Genomic DNA, 24,001 nt, shown 5'->3' with positions numbered 1-24,001 from the left:
CACGTGCCGCACGTGGCGCCGGTCATGGACAGTGCGGGTGCGAGGGGCGGAGGGTTGGGGCCGGCCGAAGGGAAAGGGTGCCGCAGGTGGAGCGTGGCGTGACGGTCGAGGCTGACGAGGCGAGTGTTTCTTCGGGGACTCCGCCCGAGGTTTCGCGAGCTGTGGGCGAGCGCGAGTCTCACCGGCTCCGGCCGGAATCCAAGCCTGCGCTCCCCGGCCGTTCGCCGCAGTTGCTCGACGCGATCCCGGCTCAGGCGGCGGCCGGCGAGCGCACTTCGCCCGAGACCGGCGAGCGCCCCGAGGCCGTCTCCCCGCTTCGGCGGATGCGCCCCTGGCGGCTGCTGCCCACGCCCACGGGGACGCCGTTCACCTTCACCTACGCCGCCGTGCTCGTCGGCACGTCCCTCTTCGCGCTGTTCGCCGACCCCGGTGTCGTCGCGTCCGCGCTGCGGGGCTCCAGTACCGACGTGGCGCACCTCGCGCACACGCCCGTGTTCGTGCTGGTCGCCAGTGCGCTGTGGATCGCCGGCGGGATCACGTCCCCGTTCGCGATCTGCTTCCTCGTCGTCCTCACGGCGCTGGAGCGCCGGATCGGCGGCCGGCGGACCGCGGGTGTCTTCGTCCTCGGCCACATCGTGGCGACGCTCGCGACCGAGGTGCCCGTCGGGCTGTCCGTGATGGCCGGGCATCTGCCCGAGAGCTCGCTGCACCGCCTCGACTACGGCATCAGCTTCGGCGTGGCCGCGAGCATCGGCGCGCTCGCCGGTCTCCTGACGCCCTGGCCGCGCTGGACCGTGCTCGCCGTCTTCGGCGGAATGCTGGTCGAGGACCTCATCGCGTTCACCGACCCGATGACGAGCTGGGGGCACTTCATGGCCCTGGCCATCGGCGTCGGGACCTGGCCGCTGGTGCGCCGGTGGCGTCGCGCGCCGCCGGGACCCTCCGCGGCCTGACGCAGTCCCCCGGACGGCCCAGGGCCGTACACGTCATACATCCCCTCTGAGCTGCGGTTCTCCCCTGCCCATCCGCTGATCGCCGAGAGCGAACAGCGGCGGGGGAACATTCGTGGGCTCACGTGCATTGAGTCTGCATAGCTCAACTTGACTGCTTAAGGGGAGATCATGGCTTCGACGTCCACACCGCTCACCCTGCCCGTGCTGCCGCTCGACGACGAGGTCGTGCTGCCCGGAATGGTGGTGCCTCTCGACCTCAACGACAACGACGTACGCGCCGCGGTGGAGGCTGCCCAGGCGGCGGCCCGTTCCAGCGGTTCCGTGGGCGGCAGCAAGCCGAAGGTGCTTCTTGTTCCCCGGATCGACGGCACGTACGCGAACACCGGCGTGCTCGGCACGGTCGAGCAGGTGGGCCGGCTCGCCGACGGTGACCCCGGCGCCCTGATCCGTGGCCGCAGCCGCGTGCGGATCGGCGCGGGCACGACCGGCCCCGGCGCCGCCCTGTGGGTGGAGGGCCTCGCGGTCGAGGAGACCGTGCCTGACCCGCTGCCCGGCTCCGTGGCCGAGCTGGTCACCGAATACAAGGCACTCGCCACGAACTGGCTGAAGAAGCGCGGCGCCTGGCAGGTCGTGGACCGCGTCCAGCAGATCGACGACGTCTCCGCGCTCGCCGACAACTCCGGTTACTCGCCCTTCCTGAGCACCCCGCAGAAGGTGGAGCTCCTGGAGACGGCCGACCCGGTCGCCCGGCTCAAGCTGGCCACCGAGCAGCTGCGTGAGCACCTCGCCGAGCAGGACGTGGCCGAGTCCATCGCCAAGGACGTGCAGGAAGGCGTCGACAAGCAGCAGCGCGAGTTCCTGCTGCGGCGCCAGCTGGACGCCGTACGCAAGGAGCTGCGCGAGCTGAACGGGGAGTCGGAGGGCGAGGAGTCCGACGACTACCGCACACGGGTCGAGGCCGCCGACCTTCCCGAGAAGGTCCGTGAGGCCGCGCTCAAGGAGGTCGAGAAGCTGGAGCGGTCCAGCGACCAGTCCCCCGAGGGCTCATGGATCCGCACCTGGCTCGACACCGTCCTCGAACTGCCGTGGAACGAGCGCACCGAGGACGAGTACGACATCCAGGGCGCCCAGCGCGTCCTCGACGCCGAGCACTCCGGCCTCGAGGACGTGAAGGAGCGCATCACCGAGTACCTGGCCGTGCGCAAGCGGCGCTCCGAGCGCGGGCTCGGCGTCGTCGGCGGGCGCAGGGGCGGCGCGGTGCTCGCGCTCGTCGGCCCGCCCGGCGTCGGCAAGACCTCGCTCGGCGAGTCCGTGGCGCACGCCATGGGCCGCAAGTTCGTCCGCGTCGCCCTCGGCGGCGTACGGGACGAGGCGGAGATCCGCGGACACCGGCGTACGTACGTGGGCGCCCTGCCCGGCCGCATCGTGCGGGCGATCAAGGAGGCCGGGTCGATGAACCCGGTCGTGCTCCTGGACGAGATCGACAAGGTGGGGTCCGACTTCCGGGGCGACCCGGCGGCCGCCCTGCTCGAAGTCCTCGACCCGGCGCAGAACCACACGTTCCGCGACCACTACCTGGAGGTCGAACTCGACCTCAGCGACGTCGTGTTCCTCGCGACGGCGAACGTCCTGGAAGCCATCCCGGAAGCCCTGCTCGACCGTATGGAGCTGGTCCGCCTCGACGGCTACACCGAGGACGAGAAGGTCGTCATCGCCCGCGACCACCTTCTCCCGCGCCAGCTGGAGCGGGCCGGTCTGGAGAAGGACGAGGTCACCTTCGACGAGAGCGCGCTGCGCAAGCTCGCCGGGGAGTACACGCGGGAAGCCGGCGTGCGCAACCTGGAGCGGTCCGTCGCCCGCCTGCTGCGCAAGGTCGCGGCCCAGCACGAACTGGGCGAGCGCGAGCTGCCGTTCACCGTCGAGGACACCGACCTGCGGAGCCTCATCGGGCGTCCGCACCACGTGCCCGAGGCGGCGCAGGACCCGGCCGAGCGCCGTACGGCGGTGCCGGGTGTGGCCACCGGACTCGCGGTCACCGGAGCGGGCGGCGACGTCCTCTACGTCGAGGCGTCCCTCGCCGACCCGGAGACGGGCGCGGCCGGCCTGACCCTGACCGGTCAGCTCGGTGACGTGATGAAGGAGTCCGCGCAGATCGCGCTCTCCTTCCTGCGCTCGCACGGCGCCGAACTGGAGCTGCCCGTCGCCGACCTGAAGGACCGGGGCGTGCACATCCACTTCCCGGCGGGCGCGGTGCCGAAGGACGGTCCGAGCGCGGGTGTCACCATGACGACCGCTCTCGCGTCGCTGCTGAGCGGGCGCCAGGTCCGTACGGACGTGGCGATGACCGGTGAGGTGTCGCTGACCGGCCGTGTGCTGCCGATCGGTGGCGTCAAGCAGAAGCTGCTCGCCGCGCACCGGGCCGGCCTCACGACGGTCGTCATCCCGAAGCGGAACGAGGCGGACCTGGACGACGTCCCCGCCGAGGTCCTGGAGAAGCTGGACGTGCACCCGGTGACGGACGTGCGGCAGGTGCTCGAACTGGCGCTGGCGCCGGCCGCCGTGGAGGTTCCGGTCGCGGCGTGACGGACGTGACCGGATGACGAAGGCCCGGACCCCTCGCGGGGCCCGGGCCTTCCATATGCCCTTGGTCGCTAGCCGTTGGCCAGCGCCTGCAGCCGGTCGTAGGCGCCGTTGAACTTGCTGTGGTCGCCGACCGTCGGTCCTGACGACGTGTACTGCCACATCGTGTAGAAGCCCCAGCCGGCCGGGAGCGCGCCCGGGTCGGTGTTGTAGCGGGCGATCCAGAGCGGGTTGGTCGCCCCGAAGGCGCTGGAGTTGCCGGTGCACTCGGTCCACCAGCTCGTCGCCGTGTAGATCACGGCGTCGCGGCCGGTGCGGGCCTTGTACTGGTTCACGAAGTCACGGATCCAGCTGACCATTGCGGCCGCGGTCTTGCCGTAACAGGCCGCACCGTACGGGTTCCACTCGATGTCGAGCGCGCCCGGCAGGGTCCTGCCGTCCCTGGACCAGCCGCCGCCGTGGTCCACGAAGTAGTTGGCCTGGGCGGCGCCGGTCGTCGTGTCGGGGGTCGCGAAGTGGTACGCGCCGCGGATCATGCCGACGTCGTAGGAGCCGTTGTACTGCTGGGCGAAGTACGGGTTCGTGTAGTACGTGCCCTCCGTGGCCTTGACGTAGGCCCACTTCACGCCGCTGTTCCAGAGGGTCGCCCAGGCCACGTTGCCGTTGTGGCTGCTGGTGTCCACGCCCTCGGTCTGGACCGCCTTGTTGTCGGTGGGCAGACCGCCCTGACCGTCGTGCTCGACGACGCCCATGCCCATCGTGGCGGAGCCACGGGTGGGGACGTCGGCCGCCTGGGCCGCGGTGGGCAGGGTGAACAGCAGCGAGAGCGCTGCGAGGATGACTCCGGCCGCCGGGATGCGCCTTGGGCGCGGGCGGCGGACGGTTCCGGATCTGTGCACGGGCATTGCGTGCCTCCGAAGGCCTCGTTGAGCTTCTGTGAGCTCGGTGGGGGGATCTGTCGGATGTGCCGGCCATGTCACTGGTGTGGACATGTCACTAAAGAAGCTACGCACGTAGACCGCGGAGAGGGAAGGGGGCCTGGGTGCTGCCGTTGGTCTACTCCTGCGAAATACTGACGGAGCTGCGGCAATGGCCGTGAATGGCAGAAACTTTCAGGAACGGGAAACCCTGGCATGGGCGCTGACGTGCACGAGGACGGGAACGGTGGGCGGCCGGGCGCCGAATTCGATGCGACGGAGAGTGGTGTGGACCAGGAATTCTTGTCCCTGGAAAGGGAGTTGACGGTCTTCCTCCGGCGGGCCCGCGCGTCCTCCGGCGAGATGGCGCGTGCCGTCCACCCGGACCTGGAGCCCGCCGCCTACGGACTTCTCGCCCGCCTGGAGGAGTGCGGCCGGCAGCGGGCCACCGAACTCGCCGCGTACGTAGGCGTCGGCAAGGCCACCATGAGCCGTCAGCTGCGCGCCCTGGAGGAGCTCGGCCTCGTCGCCCGCGAGCCGGACCCCGCCGACGGCCGCGCCTGGCTCGTCCATCTCACCGACGAGGGCCGCGCCAACTTCCGGGAGGTCCGCGACGCCCGCCGGGCCACCTACGTACGCCAGCTCGCCGGCTGGGACCGCAGCGAGGTGGCGGAACTGGCACGGCTGTTGCACCAGTTGAACGCCGGGGCCGAGAGCTAGGGCCTCGTTTGTCGCGCTCTACGGTGTTCTATGGCGCTCTACAGCTCCACGTACACCGCCGTCGCGTCGTCATGGGTCTTGCTGCGGCGCAGGAAGACCCGGTCCCGCTCGTCCGCGTTCTCCAGGGCCCGTACGCGTGAGACCACGGCCTCCGCGCCCTCCTTGCGGACGAGTGCGAGCAGGTCCGCCCAGTCGCCCTCGCGGAACTTCTCGACCCAGCGCGTGATCCCGTCGGTCAGCGCGACGAGCGTGTGCGCCTGCGCGCGGGGGAGTTCGCCCGTGACCGCGCGAGCGGCGACCGACGGATCCGCCGCGGCCGTGAAGAAGCCGCCCTCCTTGTTGCGTGCGGTCGCGTCGGCCACCTCGTCCGAGACGAGGGAGGAGCGCGGTATGCGGTCGAGCCGGTCGTCCACCAGCGCCGTGACCGAACCGGACGCGTCCTCGACCAGCAACACCGAGTCGGACAGCACCAGATACTCGACCCGCTCCGCGTCCCAGCGCGTCAGGACCACGGTTGCCTGAGGAGTACGGGGGTGAGAAAGGTCACAGGTGTCGCGATGGGTGTCGGCGGTGCGGCGGATTGCCTCGTCGAGGACGGCGGTCAACGTCATATCCCGCCGCGAAACGGACAGTTCACCCAATGCGCCGCCGAGCCGGGACGTGAACCAGGGGACCGAATGCAGACAGCCGGTCTCGCCCAGGGGTGGTGTGACCCCGTCCAGGACCACCAGCGATCCGCCCTGTCCGGAGGCGGGAACGGCCACCGAGGCGAAGTCCTCGTTGGGTCGGTCGGGGTTTCCGGGCTCCGTGGCGAGTTCGATGCGCATCCGGCCAGTCTGCACGAGCCCTTCACAAGAGGCCCGTTGAGTCGCGAGTTGAGCCGCATCGGCAGGTCAGGCGCCTGGTTTCGACCGGAATGATCAACTCCGCCGGGGAGTGGCGGGGCATCTTGCCAAAGCCTGTGAGAGACGTCCAACCGGCACTCCGTCCGGGCTCTGTGCCCATGCCACCGGGACTTGCTCCCCAACTCCCGCTCGATGTTCACTCCTTCGGGTGGCTGGCTAGGTGATGCGCGACCGCTGCTCACCGGCACTGGAATGGTCTGGAGCCATACCAGGGGGCGCGCGCGTTGACAGATCGTCACCCGGGCCCATGGGTAGACGAGTCAGGAATGCGAGCACCGGTGCGGAAGATGCGGCCTCGACGCAAGGGCAAGCAAGCGGCCTCCGAAGCGGACGAGGGGCGCACGACGGGCCCCGGAGGAGCCGCCGCGCAGGCCCCGGCGGGCACCCCGGGCGACCCCGGGGGACGACGGAGCGCGCGCGTGCGCAACCGGCTCATCGTCGCCGTGGCGGTCGTCGCCGCGGCGATCGCCGGTGCCGCGGCACCCGCCCTCATGACGGCGTCCGGGCAGGTGAGCGACACCCAGGACCTGGTCGACCTCGCGGCGCGGACCCAGCAGACCGTCACGCTCTCCCACTCCCTGGCCGACGAGCGCGACGAGGTCACCGCCTTCATCGCCGCCGGGCGGCCCAAGGGACACGGGCTCTCCGAGAGCCGCAGCGCCCGCGTCGACCGGCAGCTCGAAGAGCTCCGCACCGACGCACCGGCCCCCCTGCGCCGCGACCTCGCCGGCATCGCGGCCGTCCGCCGGGCCGCGCTCACCGGCAAGGGCAGCGCCCTCGAAGCGCACAAGGCGTACTCCGGCGCGATCGACGAGCTGCACCGCACCGCCGAGCAGCTCGCCGAGAGCACCCCGCCCCGCGCGGGCTCCGGAGCACACGCCTTCGCCGACCTCGACCGGGCCGTCGAGCAGGCCTCCGCAGCCCGCGGACTCCTGCTCGCCGCGCTCGCCGTGCCCCGCTCCGAGCAGACGTCCACGGTCATCGACCAGATCACCGGACTGCCGAAGACCGTCGTCTCCCAGGACTCCGCCGACGGCAAGCAGCGCGACGCCCTGAGCGCCGCCGCCCAGCAGGCCCACGTACGCGAACAGGCCGCGCTCGCCGACTTCGAGGACGCCGCCCCGGCCGCGTCCGTCGCCTCCTACGGCGCGACGGTCACCGGCCCCGACGTCACCAAGGCCGACAAGTACCTCGCCGCCCTCACGGACGAGCCCACGCTCTCCGCCGACGACCTCGCGAGCAGCCCCAAGAGTGTCGACGCCGCGCTGTCCGCCCGTATCGACCTGATGCGCGGCGCCGAGTCGTCCCTCTACGACCGGCGCACCAAGGACCTCGCCCTGCTGCGCGACGACGACGTCACCGCGCTGGAGGTCCGCATCGCGCTGGCCGGCCTGTGCCTGCTCGTCGCCGTCGGTGTCTCGATGGCCATGGCCCGTACGCTGACCAGGCCGCTCGCGGTGCTCCGCCTCGGCTCGGCCCGGCTCGCCGGGGACCCGGCGAGTGAGGAGCCGGTCAAGTTCACCGGCCGCAACGACGAGTTCGCCCAGGTCGTACGGTCCGTCAACACCCTGCACGCGCACGCGTCCGGCCTCCACGAGCGCCTCACCACGCTGGAGGCCGACCGCAAGCACCTGATCGGCCAGCGCTCGACCATGGCCGACGAGCGGGAGAAGCTGCGCGCCGAACTCGCCGCGGCCGCGGCCCACCTGGACCGGGTCCGGCACAGCATCCACGGCACGTTCGTGAACCTCGCACTGCGCACCCTCGGCCTCGTGGAGCGCCAGCTCGGCGTCATCGAGAACCTGGAGGAGCGCGAGCAGGACCCCGAGCGTCTCGCGACCCTCTTCAAGCTCGACCACTTCGCCACGGTCATGCGGCGGCACAGCGAGAACCTCCTCGTCCTCGCCGGTGCCGATCACGGACACGGGAACCCCGGCGCCGTCCCGCTGGTCGATGTCGTGCGCGCCGCGGTCAGCGAGATCGAGCGTTACGAGCGGGTCCGCATCTCCGCGCTCCCGCCGCACGCGCACCTCGCCGGCTTCGCCGCCGACGACCTCAGCCACCTCGTCGCCGAAGTCCTGGAGAACGCCACGTCGTTCTCCCCGCCCGACGCCTCCGTCGAGGTGTCCGGCTGGCTCCTGGAGAGCGGCGAGGTCATGCTCTCCGTCCAGGACGAGGGCATCGGCATGACCGACGAGCGGATGAAGGAACTCAACGCCCGCCTCGCCGCCTTCGCCGACGACGAGATGTTCGACCCCGAGGACGGTGACGGCCTCGGCCTCGGCCTGTACGTCGTGGCCCGCCTCGCCGCGCGCCACGGCGTGCGCGTGCAGCTGCGCGAGCAGAAGCAGGGCGGGATCGCCGTCGTCGTCGTGCTGCCCAGGGCGCTGCTCGCGGCGGCCCCCGCGGCCGCCGTGCCGCCGCGGGTCCCGGTGGCGGGCGCCGCGCCCGCCGTGCGCCTGCCCGGATCCGAGGCCGAGGCCAACTCCAATGTCCTGGGCGGCCGTTCCAAGGACGGCCACGACCCGCTGATCGCCGCGGCGGAGCACGCCGTACGGGAAGCGGAGACAGACGCGGACGAAGTGCCCGAGGCACCCGAGGCGGAGACCGCACCGGAGCCCACGGTCCCGCCCGAGTCGCCCGCCGAGACGACCATGACGCTGACCGCGCCGATCCCGGCCGTCGACCCGGAACCCGTACCCACCGCCGCCCCGGAACCCGTACGGGCGGCGGCCCCCGAGCCCGAGCCACGGACCCTGCACCTCGACGACGAGCCCGCGCACGAGCGGGTCGCCGACGAGACGGGCACCGCACCGACCAGCGGCGTCGTCCCCGGCCTGCCCACCCGCCCCAAGACCGACACGCCTCCCGCCCCCGAGGCGGCGGGCGAGCCCGTGGTCCCCGCGGCCCGCACCCCCCAGGGGGAGCGCGTCACGGACAAGGGCCTGCCCAAGAGGACACCCAAGATCTCGGCCCCCGCGCCCACGGCGGCCCCCCGCTCCGGATCCGTCGACGCGGACGCCCTGCGCCGCAGGCTCGGCGGGTTCCACCAGGGGGCCAACAAGGGCCGGCGGGACGTCGAGGCCGAGATCGGCGGGACGGAACCGACCGCAGAACCCAAGGGGGACACAGTCGAGGAGGCAAGAAGTTGACTGCGCCCAGTCGCACGCCGAGTGCGTCCACCTCTGGATTCGGACTCAGCACCGAAGCCCGCAACCTGCACTGGCTGCTGACCAATCTGGTGGAGGAGGTGCCAGGGCTCCTCTCGGTCGCGGTCGTCTCCTCCGACGGGCTCCTCCTGCTCTCCTCCGACCCCGGCAGGAACAACGAGCGCCCCGCCGACCACAGCGGCGGCCCCAAGGGCTCCAGCGCCGACCTGGCCACGATCGTGTCCGGCGTCGGCAGCCTCACCATCGGCGCCGCCAAGCTGATGGACGGCGGCAGCGTCAAGCAGACCATGGTCGCGATGGAGGAAGGCAGCCTCTTCGTCATGGCCATCAGCGACGGCTCACTGCTCGGCGTGCACGCCACCCCGGACTGCGACATGAGCGTCGTCGCCTACCACATGGCGCTCTTCGTCGGCCGTGCCGGGCACGTCCTCACGCCCGAACTCCGCAGTGAACTGCGCCAGTCGATGGAGAACGCCCAGTGAGCAGCAGCGTCACCAACCTCAGTACCGGCGGCCCGAAACTTCCCACCCGGGGCGGCGACCGCAAGCCGGCCCGGGTGCGCCCCTACTCGCTCACCGGCGGCCGCACCCGCTTCGGCCATGTGCTGCTCGTCGAGACGTTCGTCGCCGCGCTCGAAGCGCCCGAGGAACGCCTCGAGATAGGCCAGGGCACGCTCTCCACGCGGATCATGCCGGAGATGCGCGCGATCGTGGAGCTGTGCCGCCGCATGCGTACGGTCGCCGAGATCGCCGCGCTCCTGAAGATGCCCCTCGGCGTGGTCCGCGTACTGCTCAGCGACCTCGCAGACCAGGGAAAGATCCGCGTTTACGGAACCGGCCACGGACCGGGCCAGCCGGACCGCGCACTGCTTGAAAGGGTGCTGAGTGGACTCCGTCGTCTCTGAAGGCGTCACCGAGGGCGTCACGCCCGCCTTCGTACCTGCCCAGCCGTCGTCCGGCCGCGCTGCCGGCCATGACGCCGGCCGTGATGCCTTCGCCTTCGAGCCCCAGGAGGAGCTCCAGGCCTGGCAGACGGACCGCACCCGCGCCCCGATCGCCACGAAGATCGTGGTGGCCGGCGGCTTCGGCGTCGGCAAGACCACGCTCGTCACCGCCGTCTCGGAGATCCAGCCCCTCCAGACGGAGGCGCTGATGACCCAGGCGAGCGAGGAGACCGACGACCTCACCGCCACCCCCGACAAGACCACGACCACGGTCGCCATGGACTTCGGGCGGATCACCCTCGACGACGACCTGGTGCTCTACCTCTTCGGGACGCCGGGGCAGCAGCGCTTCTGGTTCATGTGGGACGACCTGGTGCGCGGCGCGATCGGCGCGGTCGTGCTGGCCGACACCCGGCGGCTGTCCGACTGCTTCCCGGCCCTCGACTACTTCGAGAGCTGCGGGCTCCCGTACGTCGTCGCCGTCAACCACTTCGACGGCTCCGACGAGTTCGCCGCCGCCGACGTGCGCGAGGCTCTGACGGTGCCGCCGCACATCCCTGTCCTCATCATGGACGCGCGGCAGCGCATCTCGGTCGTCGAGACCCTCCTGGCCCTCGTCGGCCACGCGCTCGACGCCACCCCCGAATAGCCACCACCCCTCAGCAGTAGAAGAGGCACCCGCATGCGGAAGATACTCGTCGTCGGAGCCGGCCAGTCCGGTCTCCAGCTCGCCCTCGGCCTCCAGTCGAACGGGTACGAGGTCACCCTGATGTCCAACCGCACCGCGGACGAGATCCGGTCCGGCCGGGTCATGTCCACGCAGTGCATGTTCGACACCGCGCTCCAGCACGAGCGCGACCTCCAGGTGAACTTCTGGGAGTCCCAGGCCCCGAAGATCGAGGGCCTCGGCGTCTCCGTCGCCGCCCCCGGCTCCTTCGACCCGGGCCCCTCGCAGCGCGCCATCGACTGGGTGGGCAAGCTCGACGGCTACGCGCAGTCCGTCGACCAGCGCGTGAAGATGGCCGGCTGGATGGAGACGTTCGCGCAGCGCGGCGGCCAGCTCGTCATCCACGGCGCCGCGGTCTCCGACCTCGACTACTTCGCCCGCACCTACGACCTGGTGCTCGTCTCCGCCGGCAAGGGCGAGCTGGTCTCGATGTTCGGCCGTGACGCCTCGCGCTCCCCGTACGCCGAGCCGCAGCGCGCCCTGGCTGTCGCGTACGTGCACGGCATGGGCCCCCGCCCCGAGCACCCGGACTTCGACGCGGTGCGCTGCAACCTCGTGCCCGGCGTCGGCGAGCTGTTCGTCATGCCGACCCTCACCACCTCCGGCCGTGCGGACATCCTGTTCTGGGAAGGCATCCCCGGCGGTCCGCTGGACGCCTTCAAGGACGTCAAGGACCCCTCGGAGCACCTGGCCCTCACGCTGGAGCTGATGGAGAAGTTCACGCCCTGGGAGTACGCGCGCGCCACGAAGGTCGAGCTGACCGACGCCAACGCGACCCTCGCCGGCCGTTACGCGCCGACCGTCCGCAACCCGATCGGGCGGCTGCCCGGCGGCGGAGCGGTCCTCGGTGTCGCCGACGTCGTCGTCGCCAACGACCCGATCACGGGCCAGGGTTCGAACTCGGCGTCCAAGTGCGCCGCCTCGTACCTCGACTCGATCACCGAGCACGGCGACAAGCCCTTCGACGAGGAGTGGATGCAGTCCACCTTCGACCGCTACTGGGACACCGCGCAGCACGTCGTGAAGTGGACCAACGCGATGCTGGGCGTCCCGCCGGAGCACGTCCTCAACCTGATCGGCGCCGCCGGCCAGCTCCAGCCGGTCGCCGACCGCTTCGCGAACGGCTTCAACAACCCGGCCGACTTCGAGAACTTCTTCTACGAGCCCGAGAAGACGAACGCCTACCTGGCCTCCGTCTCCGGGGCCTGACAGGGCTTTGACCAGTAACGATGGCATCGTTACTGGTCGTTGCCGGCCGTCGTGGGCCGTTGCGTCACGGCCCACGGACGGCCCAGGCGTCAGTGGGTTGGCATCGAAACCGTCACGGCGGTCCGGAGCACTCGTGCGGTGCCACGGCGCTCCGTCGCCGCCTTGTCAGTCGCGGAGGTCGCCGAGCCAGCGCAGGGCGCTCAGACTCGGCAGGAAGCAGTATTCGCCGCCCCGGGTGATGACGAACCGGGGCAGGGCGGCGAGGCGGCGTCTTACCGGTCGCCGGGGGATGGTGTATCCGGCCGAGTCGTCCGCGGACCCGGCGACGGGGTCTTTGGCGTCGTTTCCTCCGAAGAAGACGCCGTCGTTGATCCATTCGGACTGCACGAACTCGAACTGGCGCCCCAGATGTGCGCCGATGAAGGCGAACATCAGGCCACGGTCCGCTCCGTCGTCCTCCAGGGCTCCGTCCGGCAGAGGCGGCCCGTAGACGGCACCGCGCCTGATCATGCGGTGCAGCCGCACCTCTCCGGCCACCGAGGCGTCGCGTGGGTTGACCCGCCGGATATGGCAGCCGCGGGGCGTGGCGAATCCCGTCGGATCCTCCCGCTCGTAAAGGAAGGTGTTACGGCGGTGCGGGTCGGCTCCGAGTTCGGGGTCGTCACGCCGCGGCGCGAGTGCCAGGGGAGCCCCGCTGCGCCAGCGGCCCATGATCTTGGCGGCGACCAGTTCCTCGTCGGCGGGCCCGGTCGCGTTGTCCTTCAGGTAGCGCCGGAAGTCGGCGACCCGCTGATGCAGCTTGCGGAAGACCGCGTAGCTGCCGTTACGGCCCAGGACGTCCGGCTGGGGCCCTTGGACGCCCCCGAGTTCGTCCGGGTAGCCGAGGACGAACTCGCCCGGTTTGAGAGGGACATCCAGCTCGTTCGATCCGGGGATGCCGCTGCCTTCCACGGCCGGATGGCTGACGCCGTCCCGGTAGCCGAAGTGCTCGGTCTCGGTGGGCAGGGCACAGCAGTCCTGTCGCCAGACGGCCGTCACGCCAGGAAGGCGGTCATAGGCCGGGCGGGCCCGGTCGACGGCCGCTTCCAGGAGCAGAGGGTCGGGAGCGACCGCTGTGATCACCACGTGGACGTCGGAGCTGCCGAGTGGCGCCTCCCAGTGCTCCGGGCTGCTTTCGCCGACATCGCCCAGCGCCTTGGCGCGGGCCGCCATGCCTTGCCGGAATTCCCACGCGAAGGTGTCCAGCGACGAGCGGGGCACGCCGAGGGCCGCCAGGCCGGCGCAGGTGACGCCCACGCTGACCCACGCCGGTCCGAGCGGGCTGACGGAGTCGGCGGCAGAGGTCACCGCCGCGCTCGCCCTGCGCATCAGTTCCCGTCCGTGGGCCCGGTCGTCGATGCGGAAGACGAGATAGGTCGCGGCATAGGGGGTCGGTCGCGGGCTGAGGACCCCGCGCTGGATGTCGTCGAGTTCCAGTTCGACTTCCGGTGGCCCGCTCACGATGCGCCTCCCTGTGGTCCTACTTCGTGACGACGTTGCGCCAGAAATTGCGCAGGCTGTCATCACCGCCGAACAAGGAGCTGAAGATCGTCGAGTCCGCGAGCAGTACGTCGCCGGCCCGCTCACCGCTCGGGGGCATCCACAGGAACATGTTGAACTCGGTGCTGCCGGCCTCGGTGAACGGATGCGGCCTGGACCTGTCGATGGGCTGCCTGGCCAGGACGCGGACGGAGTCCGCGTCGTCGGTCGTCACCTCGTAGTGCGGCAGGTGCATGTGGAAGTTGAAGTTCGTCACCCCGTCCAGCCAACCCTTGGTGTCCAGGTCCGCGACAGTGGACAGGGGGGCGATCCGGTTGTCCTCACCGGTGGCGGGACGCAGGCCGTAGCGGTTCATGACCGGCACGCCCAAGCCCTTCATCAGGTCCCTGACGTAGGTGGCGAACCGCTGCTGGCGAGGCACCAGGGGATCGCCGTGGTGGCGGTATTCCAAGTCCCGTTCGGCCAGGTCGTCCGAGGCTCCCACGTCGTGGTGGGGTCCGAGGACCAGGAGGACGTCCTCACGCGCCAGGAAGCCCCGCAGAGCCTCGATCTCACCGGGCTGCGCATCCTGCCCGGTGATCATGTGGTCCAGTCCGAACACGAACAGGACGTCCGTGTCCGCCAGCACCCGCTCGTCGAGGGGGGTGTGGAAACCGGCCTGGTCGATGCGTTGATACACCGGCACGGGATGTCCCGTGACGTCCTCGACGAACTCCTGGAACGGCACCCAGGCCCAGAAGAACAGCTCCAATGCCCCGGCGATGCCCTGCTGGAACCGATAAGGGTCGGACCACTGGGGGTCCTCGTAAGCAGGCCACGCCACTCGCCTGACCTCGGTCATCGTCGAGAAGCGATTGTCCAGTTCCGTCGCGTACCGGCCCGCCTCGGCCGGATAGCTCCACGAAACGTAGATGCTCACCCGCCGTCCGCCGGGTGTGTACGCCCGCGGGATGTGCCGCTGATTGTATGTGCGTGCGGTTTTGACCTCGCTCATTTCGATCGTCTCCGAACGCGGCGGTGCCCGGGCGCTGCGGTCCGCGGTGCCGAGTCCGCCCTCACTGCATCTGGTCGAGCACCTCGGACAGAGCACTCTTGACTCGCAGGGCCGCCTTGATCTCGTCCGCCGTCACGTACGGATACTCTCCGTACTCGATGAAGCTCGGACAATGGTGCTCCCGCACGAACCTGACGAAGGCGTCGGGATTGGTTCGCCAATCCTCGGGAAACCCCTCCAGGTTCTCGAAGGCCGTGTTCACACCGGACTTCGCGAAAAGCGCGATCGCGTCCTCGGTGTATTTGTCGAAGTCGGTGTCGAAGATCCCCTGGTACATGAAGCGCGTGTCGTCGTCGAAGAGCACCCATCGCAGGTAGTGCAGCTTCAACGGGGCCAGAAGATATGGATCTTGCTCCAGCGCATTGGCCAGTGTGTGGCCGTATTCCCGTATGGTGTCGGCTCGGCCCGGTTTGACCCTCGCCACGATGGTGAATCCGTAACAGGCCGGAGTCCTGGGGAAGATGGGGCCGTACTTCCCCTGTTCGAGGTGGTCGGTGTCCTTGGGGATGACGGCTGCCTGCGGCTTGATCTCCATGTCCGCTCCCTCCCCGTCCGATGGTCGGAACCGGCATCCATCGTCCCATTTGTTCACTTGGTGTGCCTGCTGGGCGGAAGCGGTCGATACAACGCCTACCCGGCCTCCGTCTCCGGCTGATCAGCGGCGGGGCGCGCACCGGTCAGCCGGTGGGCGCCCCCGCGGCGCCGTACCCGGTGTCGTCTCCGCCCGTCGCGCCCTGGGGCAGCTCGGGCGGGGTGTAGCCCTTCATCGACGCGTCGCCCCGATCGGGGCGGACAGCGCCGATCGGCGGGTTGGCCGCGATCGGCGACACCTTGACCTTCGCCCCCGGCCGCGGCGCCTGCACGACCATCCCGTCCCCCAGGTACATCGCCACGTGCGTGGCCTCGGGGAAGTACACGACGAGGTCCCCGGGCCGCAGCTCGTTCAGCGGGACGCGCGGCAGTTTCGCCCACTGCTCCTGGGACGTGCGGGGAATGCCCTCGCCCGCGTGCCGCCACGCCTGCGACGTGAGCCCCGAGCAGTCGAAAGCCGAGGGCCCTTCCGCGCCCCACACGTACGGCTTCCCGATCTGCTTCACGGCGTACGCGAGCGCCCTGTCCCCGGCCCGCGACGGCGCCCGCCGCGAACTGAGCGCGCCCGACGCCATGAACGTCTTCTGGGCCTTCGCCATCCCCGCGTCCTCCAGGCGGGTCAGCTCGGCGAGCCGCTCCGGCCCGAGTGAGGCGAGCAGCTTCTCGACGGCCTTGAGGCGGGCCTGGACCCCGTCCCGGTCCCTCTTCTGCCGCTGGGACAACCGCGCCTGCTCGTCGAGCGCCTTGCGCGCCTGGGCCGCCAGGTAGTCGGCGCGCTTCTGGCCGCCGACGAGCCGGTCCACGGTCGCCATGCGTTCCTGGGCCACGCGCCGGATCACATGGCCCTGGTCGAGGGCGTGCTGCGGGTCGCGGGCGAGGAGCAGGCGAAGGTAGGGGGAGATGTTGCTGCTGCCCTGGTACTGCTCGCGGGCGAGGCGTCCGGCCGCGTCGCGGCTGTCGTGGAGCGAGGTGCGGGCCCTGGCCAGCCTGCGGGTCAGGGCGTCGGCCGCCTTCCGGCGCTTCTTGAGCTTGTCCGCGGTCGCGTTGTACGTCTCGGTGGCCTTCTCGGCCTCCCGGTACAGACGCTGAAGATCCGTCAGAAGTGTGGCGACGGAGGCGCGGCCGGGCGCGGGCAGGGGATCGGGGGCCGGTGTGGGTGCGGCGGCCACGGGTCCCGGTGCCACGAGCACCGAGGCCACCGCCGCCGCACAGGCCCACCGCACAAGGCTTCCTGACACGTCATCACCTCCGGTGCGGGGCGGCCCGTCCGTCCCGCACCGTGAGCATCCGCACGAAGCGGCACCCACGCTCCTCCTGCTGGGCGGTTCGGCCCAAGGACCTCACCCGGCAGGGGGACTGAGCGAGGTGATCCATGCAGCCAGGTGCTATGGGCGCGGCTTGGACCAGGGCCACCTGAGGCCGCTGTCGTCGCGCCCCGAAGGGTCGTACTCGTACTTCCAGCGGCGGGTGAACCGGATCTTGCCGGGGGCCATCGGCACCCGGCGGTAGACGATCACCGTGCCCGGGGAGCCGTCGGGACCCGGCACCGGGATGCGGTACACCTTCGGCGGATGCCCCGTCGGCCCGAGCAGCACGGGCAGCACCCGTCCGTCCATCGGCCCGCCCACGAACGGTGTCTCTTCGCTCTTCACGGCACCAGTGTCACAAGAGGTGTGCCGCGTCGCTCACCACGGGCAGCACCAGACGGGCCAGCCGGCCCACGGGACCGTCCGGCGTCTCCAGGGCCAGCGCGTGGCGGACCGCCTCGGCGGTCTGCGGGTCGCGGCCCGCCGTCGCCGTGAGGACCGCCATGAACTGGTCGACGAGCCCGTCGCGCAGCTCGTCCAGGGCCGGCTTCTTGTCCTCGTCGAGCCAGATCAGCGAGGCGGCCTCCACCGCCGTGATCCACATCCGTACGGTCATCCGCAACCGGGGACCCGGGTCGGCCACGGCGAGATGGCTCAGGATGTGCTCGGCCGCCGCCCGGCGTACGCCGTCCACGATCGATGTCGTGCGCGACGTCTCCACCACGCTGCCGCCCTGGAGCAGCGCCGCGAACCCCGTGTCGTGCTCGTCCACGAATCCGAGGTAGCGGTCGAGCGCCCGCGTGAGCCGTCCGCTCAGCGGACCCTCCTGCGGCTCCGCGAAGCACTTCTCCAGCTCGTCGGCCGCGGAGCGCAGCGCCGCCTCGTACAACTGCTGCTTGCCGCCGGGGAAGTAGCGGTAGACGAGCGGCCGTGAGACGCCCGCTTCTTCCGCCACGTCGTCGAGGGACACCTCCTCGGGTGCCCGGTGCGCGAAGAGGGACAGCGCGGCGACGAGGAGCTGACTGCGACGCTCCTCGACGCTGAGCCGTCGGTACGCGCGGGTGCCGGGTGCCGAGGTCATGTCCCGCAGCGTAACCGGCTTTTCGTGCGGGGGTCCCGTACGGGAGGCGCTCCGCCGGGTCCGGGCGCAGCCCTAGGCGAGCAGCCCGGACGACTTCCACAGCCTGCGTCCGATGCCCCGCATGACCCCGATGTCGTCCAGGAAGTCCGTCAGGCGTTTGGCGCCGGTCTGCATGATCTCGCGGCGGTGGCCGCTGGCCTTGACCTGTGCCAGCGCCTCCTTCGGGTCGAGTCCCGCCCGCTCGTAGGCCGCCGGGTTGTGGAACGCCGTGTAGATGACGCGGGCCGCCTCGCCGCACACGATCCGGGTGTACGCCGCCTCCGTCGGGCCGCACGTCACCATCTGGCGGCGCAGCTCCTCACGGGCGTAGCGCACGTGCCGCGCCTCCTCGATGACGTGGATGCGGGTGACGCCGCGCACCAGCGGCTGGACGCGCTCGTCCGGGAACGTCATCCGCTGCATCCAGTCGATGATCTCCTCGCCGAGCAGCGTGGCCGCGAAGGACCCCGGCGTCGTGGAGATCGTCTTGAGCACGCGCCCCAGATTGTGGTGGACGCGCGGCATGGGGAAGCTCTCGCCGACGCTCCGCTTGATCATGCGGGCGAACATCATGGAGTGCCGGCACTCGTCGGCGATCTCCGTGAGGGCGTAGCGCACATGGCTGCTGGTCAGCGACTTGTCGTAGATGTGGCGTACGAGGAGCTGCATCAGGATGATCTCGAACCAGACCCCCATGGACGCCATGGAGGCGGCCTCGTACTTCGACAGCTCGATGCGCTGCTCCTGCGGCATCCGCTTCCACATCGGGGTGTCGTAGAGCGAGCAGAGCTCCGGGGGCCAGTACCACAGGCCCTCGACGTCGGGGGTGTCCCAGTCCAGCTCCTTGTCCGGGTCGAAGGAGTGTTTGGCGGAGGAGTCGAGCAGGCGCTCGGCCACCTGCTCGCGGTCCTTGAGCAGCCCGAGCGCGTCGCGCAGACCCTCGAACGCGTCGGCTTCCGTCACGGTCGTCATGGCTGTCCCACCTCGTCGTACGGGAAACGGGCGCCGCGGCACAGGAGTTACCGGCGGTCACGTCTTATGAGACTGCTTGTCAGCAAGGCCGTCAATCCCTTGCGCACGACTTGTTGACCCGATGTCCACGAGCGTGTGAGCCTGCCTTCATGTCGACGCATGAGCTGTACACCAGGGCGCCCGAGGAGCTCAACTGGCAAGTACCTGCGGCCGGTTCGGCAAGATTCAGCTGGGAGTACGACGAGGGCAGGGACCGCCTCCTCGCGCTCTACCAGAAGGGCAAGGACAAGCAGTGGGACGGCGCCAAGCGCATCGACTGGAGCCTCGAGGTCGACCCCCACAACCCGCTCGGCACCCCCGACGAGGCGCTCACCCTCTACGGCACTCGGCACTGGGCGAAGATGACGGACCGGGACAAGGGCGAGCTGCGCAAGCACTACGCGTCCTGGCAGTTCAGCCAGTTCCTGCACGGTGAGCAGGGCGCGATGGTGTGCGCCGCCCGCATCGTCGAGTCCGTTCCCGACATGGACGCCAAGTTCTACTCCGCGACCCAGACCATGGACGAGGCCAGGCACGCCGAGATCTTCGGCCGCTTCCTCCACGAGAAGGTCGGGATGCTCTACCCGATCAACGACAACCTCCAGTCGCTCCTCGGCGACACCCTGCGCGACTCCCGCTGGGACATGCCCTACCTCGGCATGCAGGTCCTCATCGAGGGCCTGGCGCTCGCCGCGTTCGGCATGATCCGCGACACCACGGACAAGCCGCTGCCCCAGCAGATCCTCGCGTACGTCATGCAGGACGAGGCCCGGCACGTGGCCTTCGGTCGGATGGCCCTGCGCGACTACTACAAGCAGCTCACCGACGCCGAACTGCGCGAGCGCGAGGAGTTCGTCATCGAGGGCTGCTACCTGATGCGCGACCGGCTGCGCGGCGTCGAGGTCCTGGAGAACTTCGGCATCTCCCAGGCGGAGGCCGAGGAGTACAGCGAGCAGTCCGAGTTCCTGGCCCTCTTCCGCCAGCTGCTGTTCTCCCGGATCGTGCCCTGCGTCAAGGACATCGGCCTGTGGGGCAAGCGCCTCCAGCAGGCGTACGTCGACATGGGCGTCTTCGAGATGGGCAACTCGAACCTCGACCAGCTGATGGCCCAGGACGAGGAGATCGCGGAGAAGCTCGACGCGGAACGCTTCGCGGCGGAGGAGCTGGAGCGCGTCGCGGAGGTGGAGTCGACCATCACGGAGGGCGGGCAGCAGGCCTAGGGGATGCCCGGGGGACTCGTGGTGTCCGGGGCGTGTGGGCTTGTCACCCGCATGCAGTAGTTTGCTGACGTGTCCACGCCTCAGCCGCCTCAGCCCAACCCGTACGGCCAGCAGCCCCCGGCCGCGCCCTACGGCCAGCCCGGCCCCTACGGTCCGCCGCAGCAGCCCGGCCCGTACGGCCAGCCGGGTCAGCCGGGTCCGTACGCCCAGCCGGGCCAGCCCGGTCCGTACGCCCAGCAGCCCTACCCGGGCGGTGCCCCCTACCCCGGATGGGGTGGTGCCCCCATGGGACCGCCGCCCAAGAAGCGGCGGGTCGGCCTGATTCTCGGCATCGTCGGCGGTGTGCTCGGCGTCGTCGTCATCGGGATCGTCGCGCTCGCCATGCTCGGCTCCGAGGTCGACAAGAGCTTCCCGAAGGCCGAGTACAAACTGACCATCCCGAAGACCGTCCTCGACGGGAGGTACACCCTCACCCAGGACCTGTCGGGCACCCAGGGCAAGCAGATCGAGGACGAGGCGGACGGCGCCTGGGACGCGCGCGACACGAAGGCGGCCGTCGGCCAGTACGCCGCGACCGACACCAGCCAGAAGAACTCGGGTGTGGTGATCTCCGGCATGTACGGCCGGTTCAAGAACACCGACCTCGCCCGCAAGAACATGATGCAGGGCGCCGCCAAGAGCGACGGCTCCGAAGTCGCCGTGCCCGCCAAGGACTTCAAGCCGGCCGGTTCCGATGTCACCATCACCTGCCAGGTGCTCACCAAGGCGCAGGCGACCATTCCGATGTGCGCCTGGGCCGACGGGAACACCGGCGCCACCGTCGCCGAGATCACCCCCGAGATCGCCCTCAAGGACCCCTCCGACGTGGACCTCGACGCGGCGGCCGCGACCGCGGCGAAGATCCGCTCGGAGATCAGGAAGCCGATCGGCTGACGAACCTCGGCTCGGGCCCCAGCTGGGGCTCCGGCTCGGCGTCGCCCGCCGGGAACGCCGTACGCAGACTGAACGCGTACGGCGTCGGGCCGCACGTCCGCAGACGGAAAAGGGACATTTCAGGCTGAGGAGAGGCCGAGCCTCCCTACCGGTGGCGCGGGTTCAGCACGGCCTCCATCACCTCCCGCGCGATCGGCGCCGCGCTCCCGCCGCCGCTGATGTCCTCCCGGTCCGCCGACGCGTCCTCGACGACCACCGCGACCGCGACCCCCGGGCTGCCCGGCTGCGAGGATCGCGCCCAGGAGATGAACCACGCGTACGGGGTCCCCTTGTTGCCCACGCCGTGCTGCGCCGTGCCGGTCTTGCCGCCCACGGTCACATGGGGGATCTGCGCGTTCGCGCCCGTACCGTCCTCGACGGCGTCCTGCATCATGTCCTGGAGCTGCATCGCCGTGGCCGGACTCATCGCCTGCCGGTACGTCTTCTCACCGGTCTGCGCGACGGTGTTGCCGTGCTTGTCCGTCGTCCTCTCCACCAGGTGCGGCGCCATCAGCACCCCGCCGTTGGCGACGGCGGCCGACACCATCGCCATCTGCAGCGGCGTCGCCGCCGTGTTGAACTGCCCGATGGACGAGAGCGCCAGCTGCGAACGGTCCATGTCCGTATCGAAGTTGCTCCGCGCGACACTCGACGGAATCCTCACCCCCGCGTCGTCGAAGCCGAACTTCTTCGCCGCCGACACCATCCCCTTCAGGCCGACCTGGACGCCGAGCTTCGCCATCACCGTGTTGCAGGAGACCCGGATCGCGTCCGCGAGCGACGCGTCCTCGCAGCCCCTCGACTCGTTCTCCAGCAGGGTCGACGTGTCCGGCAGGAGCCAGGGGCTGGGCGTCTCGGTCGGCTCGTACACATCCGTCACGAGGCCCGAGTCGAGCGCAGCCGCCGCGGTGACGATCTTGAACGTCGAGCCCGGCGGATACGTCTGCCGGATCGCCCGGTTGAGCATCGGCTGAGCCCGCGCGCCGACCAGTCGCGTCCACGCCGACATCGCCGCCGAATCCGTGCCCGAGATCGCCCCGGGATCGTACGAGGGGCTGCTCACCAGAGCGAGGATCTTCCCGGTCGCCGGATCGAGCGCCGCGACCGCGCCCCGCCGCCCGGCCAGCCCGGAGTACGCGGCCTTCTGCGCCGCAGCGTCGATCGTGGTCGCCACCTTGCCGCCGGGCTGCTTCTCGCGCGTCACGTCGTTGAACAGGGGGAGCGGGGCGAGCAGCGGGTCCGTGCCGGAGAGGATGCCGTCCTCGGCGTTCTCCAGCAGGGAGGTGCCGTACACCTGGGACGCGTACCCGGTCACCGGCGCGTACAACGGACCGTCCCGGTACGTCCGTTCGTAGCGCAGCTGCTGGCCCGTGTCCCTGGACCCGGTGACCGCCCTGCCGCCGACGAGGATGCTGCCGCGCGCCTGGTCGTAACGCGCGATCGTGTTGCGGCGGTTGGCCGGGTCGGCGTCGAGGGAGTTCGCCTCGAAGATCATTACGCGGACCGAGTTGACCAGCAGGGCGGCGAGCAGCACGAGACAGAGGACCGAGGCCCGGCGGATGTAACGAGTCACCGATGCGCCTCCAGGGCGTCGTCGGGCAGGAGCTGGCTCCGCGCGGAGTCACTGATCCGTACGAGCAGCGCCACGATGATCCAGTTCGTGACGACGGAGGAGCCGCCCTGCGCGAGGAACGGCATCGCCATGCCGGTCAGCGGGATCAGGCCCATCACCCCGCCCGCGATCACGAACACCTGGAGCGCGACGATCGACGCGATACCGATCGCGAGGAGCCGGCCGAACGGGTCGCGCAGTGCCAGCCCCGCCCGGTAACCGCGCTCCACGAGCAGCGCGTACAGCACGAAGATCGCCGTCAGTCCGACGAGTCCCAGTTCCTCGCCCGCGGTCGCCAGGATGAAGTCCGACTTGGTGGCGAACCCGATGAGGATCGAGTGCCCCGCTCCGAGCCCCTCGCCGAGCATGCCGCCCGCCGCGAACGCGAACAGCGACTGCGCGAGCTGGCTGGGCCCCTGGCCCGCGTCGATCGAGGCGAACGGGTGCAACCAGTCCTGGACACGGCTGTTCACATGCGGTTCGAGCGCGCCGACGAAGACCGCGCCGCCCGCCGCGAGGAGAAGCCCGATCGCGATCCAGCTGCCGCGGCCCGTCGCCACGTACAGCATCACGATGAAGAGGCCGAAGAAGAGCAGCGACGTCCCGAGGTCCCGCTCCAGGACCAGGACGGCCACGCTGATCAGCCAGAAGACCAGGATCGGCGCGAAGACCCGCATGGTGGGGAGCTGAAGGCGCCAGATCTTCTTGCCCGTGTACGCGAGCGCGTTGCGGTTCGCCGCGAGATAGCTGGCGAAGAAGATCGCGAGCAGGACCTTGGCGAACTCGCCGGGCTGGATGGAGAATCCGCCGATCCTGAGCCAGATGCGGGCGCCGTTCACCGCCGGGAAGAAGATCGGCAGGATCATCAGGACCAGCGCGGCGACGGCCGACAGATACGCGTACCGCTGGAGCACCCGGTGGTCACGGACGAGGACCACGACCGCGATGAACAGGGCCACGCCGAGCGTGGACCAGACGAGCTGGATCGGCGCCGCCTGGTTGTCGGGCGTCTCCAGGTCGAGCCGGTAGATCAGGACCAGGCCGAGGCCGTTGAGCAGTACGCCGATCGGCAGCAGGAGCGGGTCCGCGTACGGGGCGCGCAGGTGGATCGCGCCGTGCGCCACGAGCGCGAGCACGCCGAGCCCGGCGCCGTAACCGGCGGCGCCGGGCGGTACGGAGCCGTTCTTGGCGAGCCCTACGGCGCAGTAGCCGTAGACGCTGAGCAGGACGGCCAGAACGATCAGGACGAACTCGGTGCCTCGGCGCCGGGGGGTGTGGACAGGGGAGACAGGGCGAGGGGGAGGGCTGACGGCGGCTTTCGTGCCTGTGGGGCCCATCGGTCCTGCCGGGCCCTTGGGTCCTGTCGATCCCATCGATCCCGTCGATCCGGTCATGGCGGGAACGTAACAAGGGACGGCCAGGAAATCCCTCTATGTCGCTTTAATCTGACT

Annotated in this window: 21 protein-coding genes; 10 read left to right on the top strand and 11 right to left on the bottom strand. The window is 70.4% G+C overall.

Features of this window, described 5'->3' with window-relative positions; all coding sequences use genetic code 11:
* Window positions 1-98: 98 nt before the first annotated feature.
* Window positions 99-953, top strand: a complete 855-nt coding sequence (locus ACIPWY_RS35505; RefSeq protein ID WP_393704872.1) for a rhomboid-like protein — start codon at window positions 99-101, stop codon at window positions 951-953.
* A 168-nt stretch (window positions 954-1,121) separates the two neighbouring features.
* Window positions 1,122-3,536 (top strand): endopeptidase La, encoded by a 2,415-nt coding sequence (gene lon / locus ACIPWY_RS35500; RefSeq protein ID WP_362908268.1) that lies wholly within the window; start codon window positions 1,122-1,124, stop codon window positions 3,534-3,536.
* A 68-nt stretch (window positions 3,537-3,604) separates the two neighbouring features.
* On the opposite strand, the gene ACIPWY_RS35495 is transcribed toward lon, so the two are convergent.
* Entirely contained in the window at window positions 3,605-4,438 is an 834-nt protein-coding gene (locus ACIPWY_RS35495) for a lysozyme (protein WP_401536542.1), read from the bottom strand.
* A 228-nt stretch (window positions 4,439-4,666) separates the two neighbouring features.
* Here ACIPWY_RS35495 and ACIPWY_RS35490 point away from each other — a divergent pair, with 228 nt between their 5' ends.
* On the top strand, window positions 4,667-5,170 hold the full coding sequence (locus ACIPWY_RS35490) for a MarR family transcriptional regulator (protein WP_362908266.1): 504 nt from the start codon (window positions 4,667-4,669) through the stop codon (window positions 5,168-5,170).
* 38 nt (window positions 5,171-5,208) lie between these two features.
* On the opposite strand, the gene ACIPWY_RS35485 is transcribed toward ACIPWY_RS35490, so the two are convergent.
* Window positions 5,209-5,997: a protein phosphatase 2C domain-containing protein gene (locus tag ACIPWY_RS35485; RefSeq protein ID WP_393704875.1), complete on the bottom strand. Its 789-nt coding sequence runs from the start codon at window positions 5,995-5,997 to the stop codon at window positions 5,209-5,211.
* Between the two features lie 344 nt (window positions 5,998-6,341).
* On the opposite strand from ACIPWY_RS35485, the gene ACIPWY_RS35480 reads away from it, so the two are divergent.
* From ACIPWY_RS35480 to ACIPWY_RS35460, 5 genes are read left to right on the top strand one after another with little or no spacing between them, the layout of a single operon-like run.
* Window positions 6,342-9,227, top strand: a complete 2,886-nt coding sequence (locus ACIPWY_RS35480) for a nitrate- and nitrite sensing domain-containing protein (RefSeq protein WP_401536539.1) — start codon at window positions 6,342-6,344, stop codon at window positions 9,225-9,227.
* On the top strand, window positions 9,224-9,727 hold the full coding sequence (locus ACIPWY_RS35475) for a roadblock/LC7 domain-containing protein (protein ID WP_362908263.1): 504 nt from the start codon (window positions 9,224-9,226) through the stop codon (window positions 9,725-9,727). Before ACIPWY_RS35480 ends, ACIPWY_RS35475 begins: the two co-directional genes overlap by 4 nt.
* Window positions 9,724-10,149: a DUF742 domain-containing protein gene (locus ACIPWY_RS35470; protein ID WP_362908262.1), complete on the top strand. Its 426-nt coding sequence runs from the start codon at window positions 9,724-9,726 to the stop codon at window positions 10,147-10,149. Before ACIPWY_RS35475 ends, ACIPWY_RS35470 begins: the two co-directional genes overlap by 4 nt.
* Window positions 10,130-10,837: an ATP/GTP-binding protein gene (locus tag ACIPWY_RS35465; RefSeq protein ID WP_362908261.1), complete on the top strand. Its 708-nt coding sequence runs from the start codon at window positions 10,130-10,132 to the stop codon at window positions 10,835-10,837. Before ACIPWY_RS35470 ends, ACIPWY_RS35465 begins: the two co-directional genes overlap by 20 nt.
* A gap of 33 nt (window positions 10,838-10,870) precedes the next feature.
* Complete coding sequence (locus ACIPWY_RS35460; RefSeq protein ID WP_362908260.1) at window positions 10,871-12,124, top strand: styrene monooxygenase/indole monooxygenase family protein; 1,254 nt, start codon at window positions 10,871-10,873, stop codon at window positions 12,122-12,124.
* 165 nt (window positions 12,125-12,289) lie between these two features.
* On the opposite strand, the gene ACIPWY_RS35455 is transcribed toward ACIPWY_RS35460, so the two are convergent.
* The 7 genes from ACIPWY_RS35455 to ACIPWY_RS35425 form a co-directional block, all read right to left on the bottom strand.
* Window positions 12,290-13,624, bottom strand: coding sequence for a Dyp-type peroxidase (locus tag ACIPWY_RS35455; protein WP_393704880.1), 1,335 nt, complete (start codon window positions 13,622-13,624; stop codon window positions 12,290-12,292).
* A 19-nt stretch (window positions 13,625-13,643) separates the two neighbouring features.
* Window positions 13,644-14,582: a hypothetical protein gene (locus tag ACIPWY_RS35450; protein WP_393704882.1), complete on the bottom strand. Its 939-nt coding sequence runs from the start codon at window positions 14,580-14,582 to the stop codon at window positions 13,644-13,646.
* A 136-nt stretch (window positions 14,583-14,718) separates the two neighbouring features.
* The gene (locus ACIPWY_RS35445) at window positions 14,719-15,252 is read right to left on the bottom strand and encodes a hypothetical protein (RefSeq protein WP_362908257.1); all 534 of its coding nucleotides are present in this window, start codon (window positions 15,250-15,252) and stop codon (window positions 14,719-14,721) included.
* A gap of 142 nt (window positions 15,253-15,394) precedes the next feature.
* Window positions 15,395-16,546 carry an NlpC/P60 family protein gene (locus ACIPWY_RS35440; RefSeq protein ID WP_401536535.1) on the bottom strand — a complete coding sequence of 384 codons (1,152 nt, stop codon included), beginning with the start codon at window positions 16,544-16,546 and terminating at the stop codon, window positions 15,395-15,397.
* A 147-nt stretch (window positions 16,547-16,693) separates the two neighbouring features.
* Window positions 16,694-16,960: a hypothetical protein gene (locus tag ACIPWY_RS35435; RefSeq protein ID WP_362908255.1), complete on the bottom strand. Its 267-nt coding sequence runs from the start codon at window positions 16,958-16,960 to the stop codon at window positions 16,694-16,696.
* 10 nt (window positions 16,961-16,970) lie between these two features.
* Entirely contained in the window at window positions 16,971-17,696 is a 726-nt protein-coding gene (locus tag ACIPWY_RS35430) for a TetR/AcrR family transcriptional regulator (RefSeq protein WP_362908254.1), read from the bottom strand.
* A gap of 72 nt (window positions 17,697-17,768) precedes the next feature.
* Entirely contained in the window at window positions 17,769-18,707 is a 939-nt protein-coding gene (locus ACIPWY_RS35425) for a diiron oxygenase (protein ID WP_362908253.1), read from the bottom strand.
* Between the two features lie 149 nt (window positions 18,708-18,856).
* Here ACIPWY_RS35425 and ACIPWY_RS35420 point away from each other — a divergent pair, with 149 nt between their 5' ends.
* Window positions 18,857-19,966, top strand: coding sequence for a ferritin-like domain-containing protein (locus ACIPWY_RS35420; RefSeq protein ID WP_362908252.1), 1,110 nt, complete (start codon window positions 18,857-18,859; stop codon window positions 19,964-19,966).
* Window positions 19,967-20,035: 69 nt separating this feature from the next.
* Window positions 20,036-20,899, top strand: coding sequence for a hypothetical protein (locus tag ACIPWY_RS35415; protein ID WP_362908251.1), 864 nt, complete (start codon window positions 20,036-20,038; stop codon window positions 20,897-20,899).
* 145 nt (window positions 20,900-21,044) lie between these two features.
* On the opposite strand, the gene ACIPWY_RS35410 is transcribed toward ACIPWY_RS35415, so the two are convergent.
* Complete coding sequence (locus tag ACIPWY_RS35410) at window positions 21,045-22,511, bottom strand: penicillin-binding protein 2 (protein WP_362908250.1); 1,467 nt, start codon at window positions 22,509-22,511, stop codon at window positions 21,045-21,047.
* Window positions 22,508-23,887, bottom strand: coding sequence for an FtsW/RodA/SpoVE family cell cycle protein (locus tag ACIPWY_RS35405; protein WP_401536554.1), 1,380 nt, complete (start codon window positions 23,885-23,887; stop codon window positions 22,508-22,510). Before ACIPWY_RS35405 ends, ACIPWY_RS35410 begins: the two co-directional genes overlap by 4 nt.
* Between the last annotated feature and the right edge of the window lie 114 nt (window positions 23,888-24,001).

Origin of the sequence: Streptomyces sp. NPDC090032 (genome assembly GCF_044748025.1) — a bacterium.
Classification (GTDB): Bacteria; Actinomycetota; Actinomycetes; order Streptomycetales; family Streptomycetaceae; genus Streptomyces.
This window is presented reverse-complemented; position numbering and strand designations above follow the sequence as displayed.

Bases quoted from the DNA above. Each gene is read 5' to 3' on its own strand.
- lon (WP_362908268.1), top strand. From the start codon at position 1,122: ATGGCTTCGACGTCCACACCGCTCACCCTGCCCGTGCTGCCGCTCGAC.
- ACIPWY_RS35495 (WP_401536542.1), bottom strand. From the start codon at position 4,438: ATGCCCGTGCACAGATCCGGAACCGTCCGCCGCCCGCGCCCAAGGCGC.
- ACIPWY_RS35490 (WP_362908266.1), top strand. From the start codon at position 4,667: ATGGGCGCTGACGTGCACGAGGACGGGAACGGTGGGCGGCCGGGCGCC.
- ACIPWY_RS35485 (WP_393704875.1), bottom strand. From the start codon at position 5,997: ATGCGCATCGAACTCGCCACGGAGCCCGGAAACCCCGACCGACCCAAC.
- ACIPWY_RS35480 (WP_401536539.1), top strand. From the start codon at position 6,342: ATGCGAGCACCGGTGCGGAAGATGCGGCCTCGACGCAAGGGCAAGCAA.
- ACIPWY_RS35460 (WP_362908260.1), top strand. From the start codon at position 10,871: ATGCGGAAGATACTCGTCGTCGGAGCCGGCCAGTCCGGTCTCCAGCTC.
- ACIPWY_RS35445 (WP_362908257.1), bottom strand. From the start codon at position 15,252: ATGGAGATCAAGCCGCAGGCAGCCGTCATCCCCAAGGACACCGACCAC.
- ACIPWY_RS35430 (WP_362908254.1), bottom strand. From the start codon at position 17,696: ATGACCTCGGCACCCGGCACCCGCGCGTACCGACGGCTCAGCGTCGAG.
- ACIPWY_RS35425 (WP_362908253.1), bottom strand. From the start codon at position 18,707: ATGACGACCGTGACGGAAGCCGACGCGTTCGAGGGTCTGCGCGACGCG.
- ACIPWY_RS35420 (WP_362908252.1), top strand. From the start codon at position 18,857: ATGTCGACGCATGAGCTGTACACCAGGGCGCCCGAGGAGCTCAACTGG.
- ACIPWY_RS35405 (WP_401536554.1), bottom strand. From the start codon at position 23,887: ATGGGCCCCACAGGCACGAAAGCCGCCGTCAGCCCTCCCCCTCGCCCT.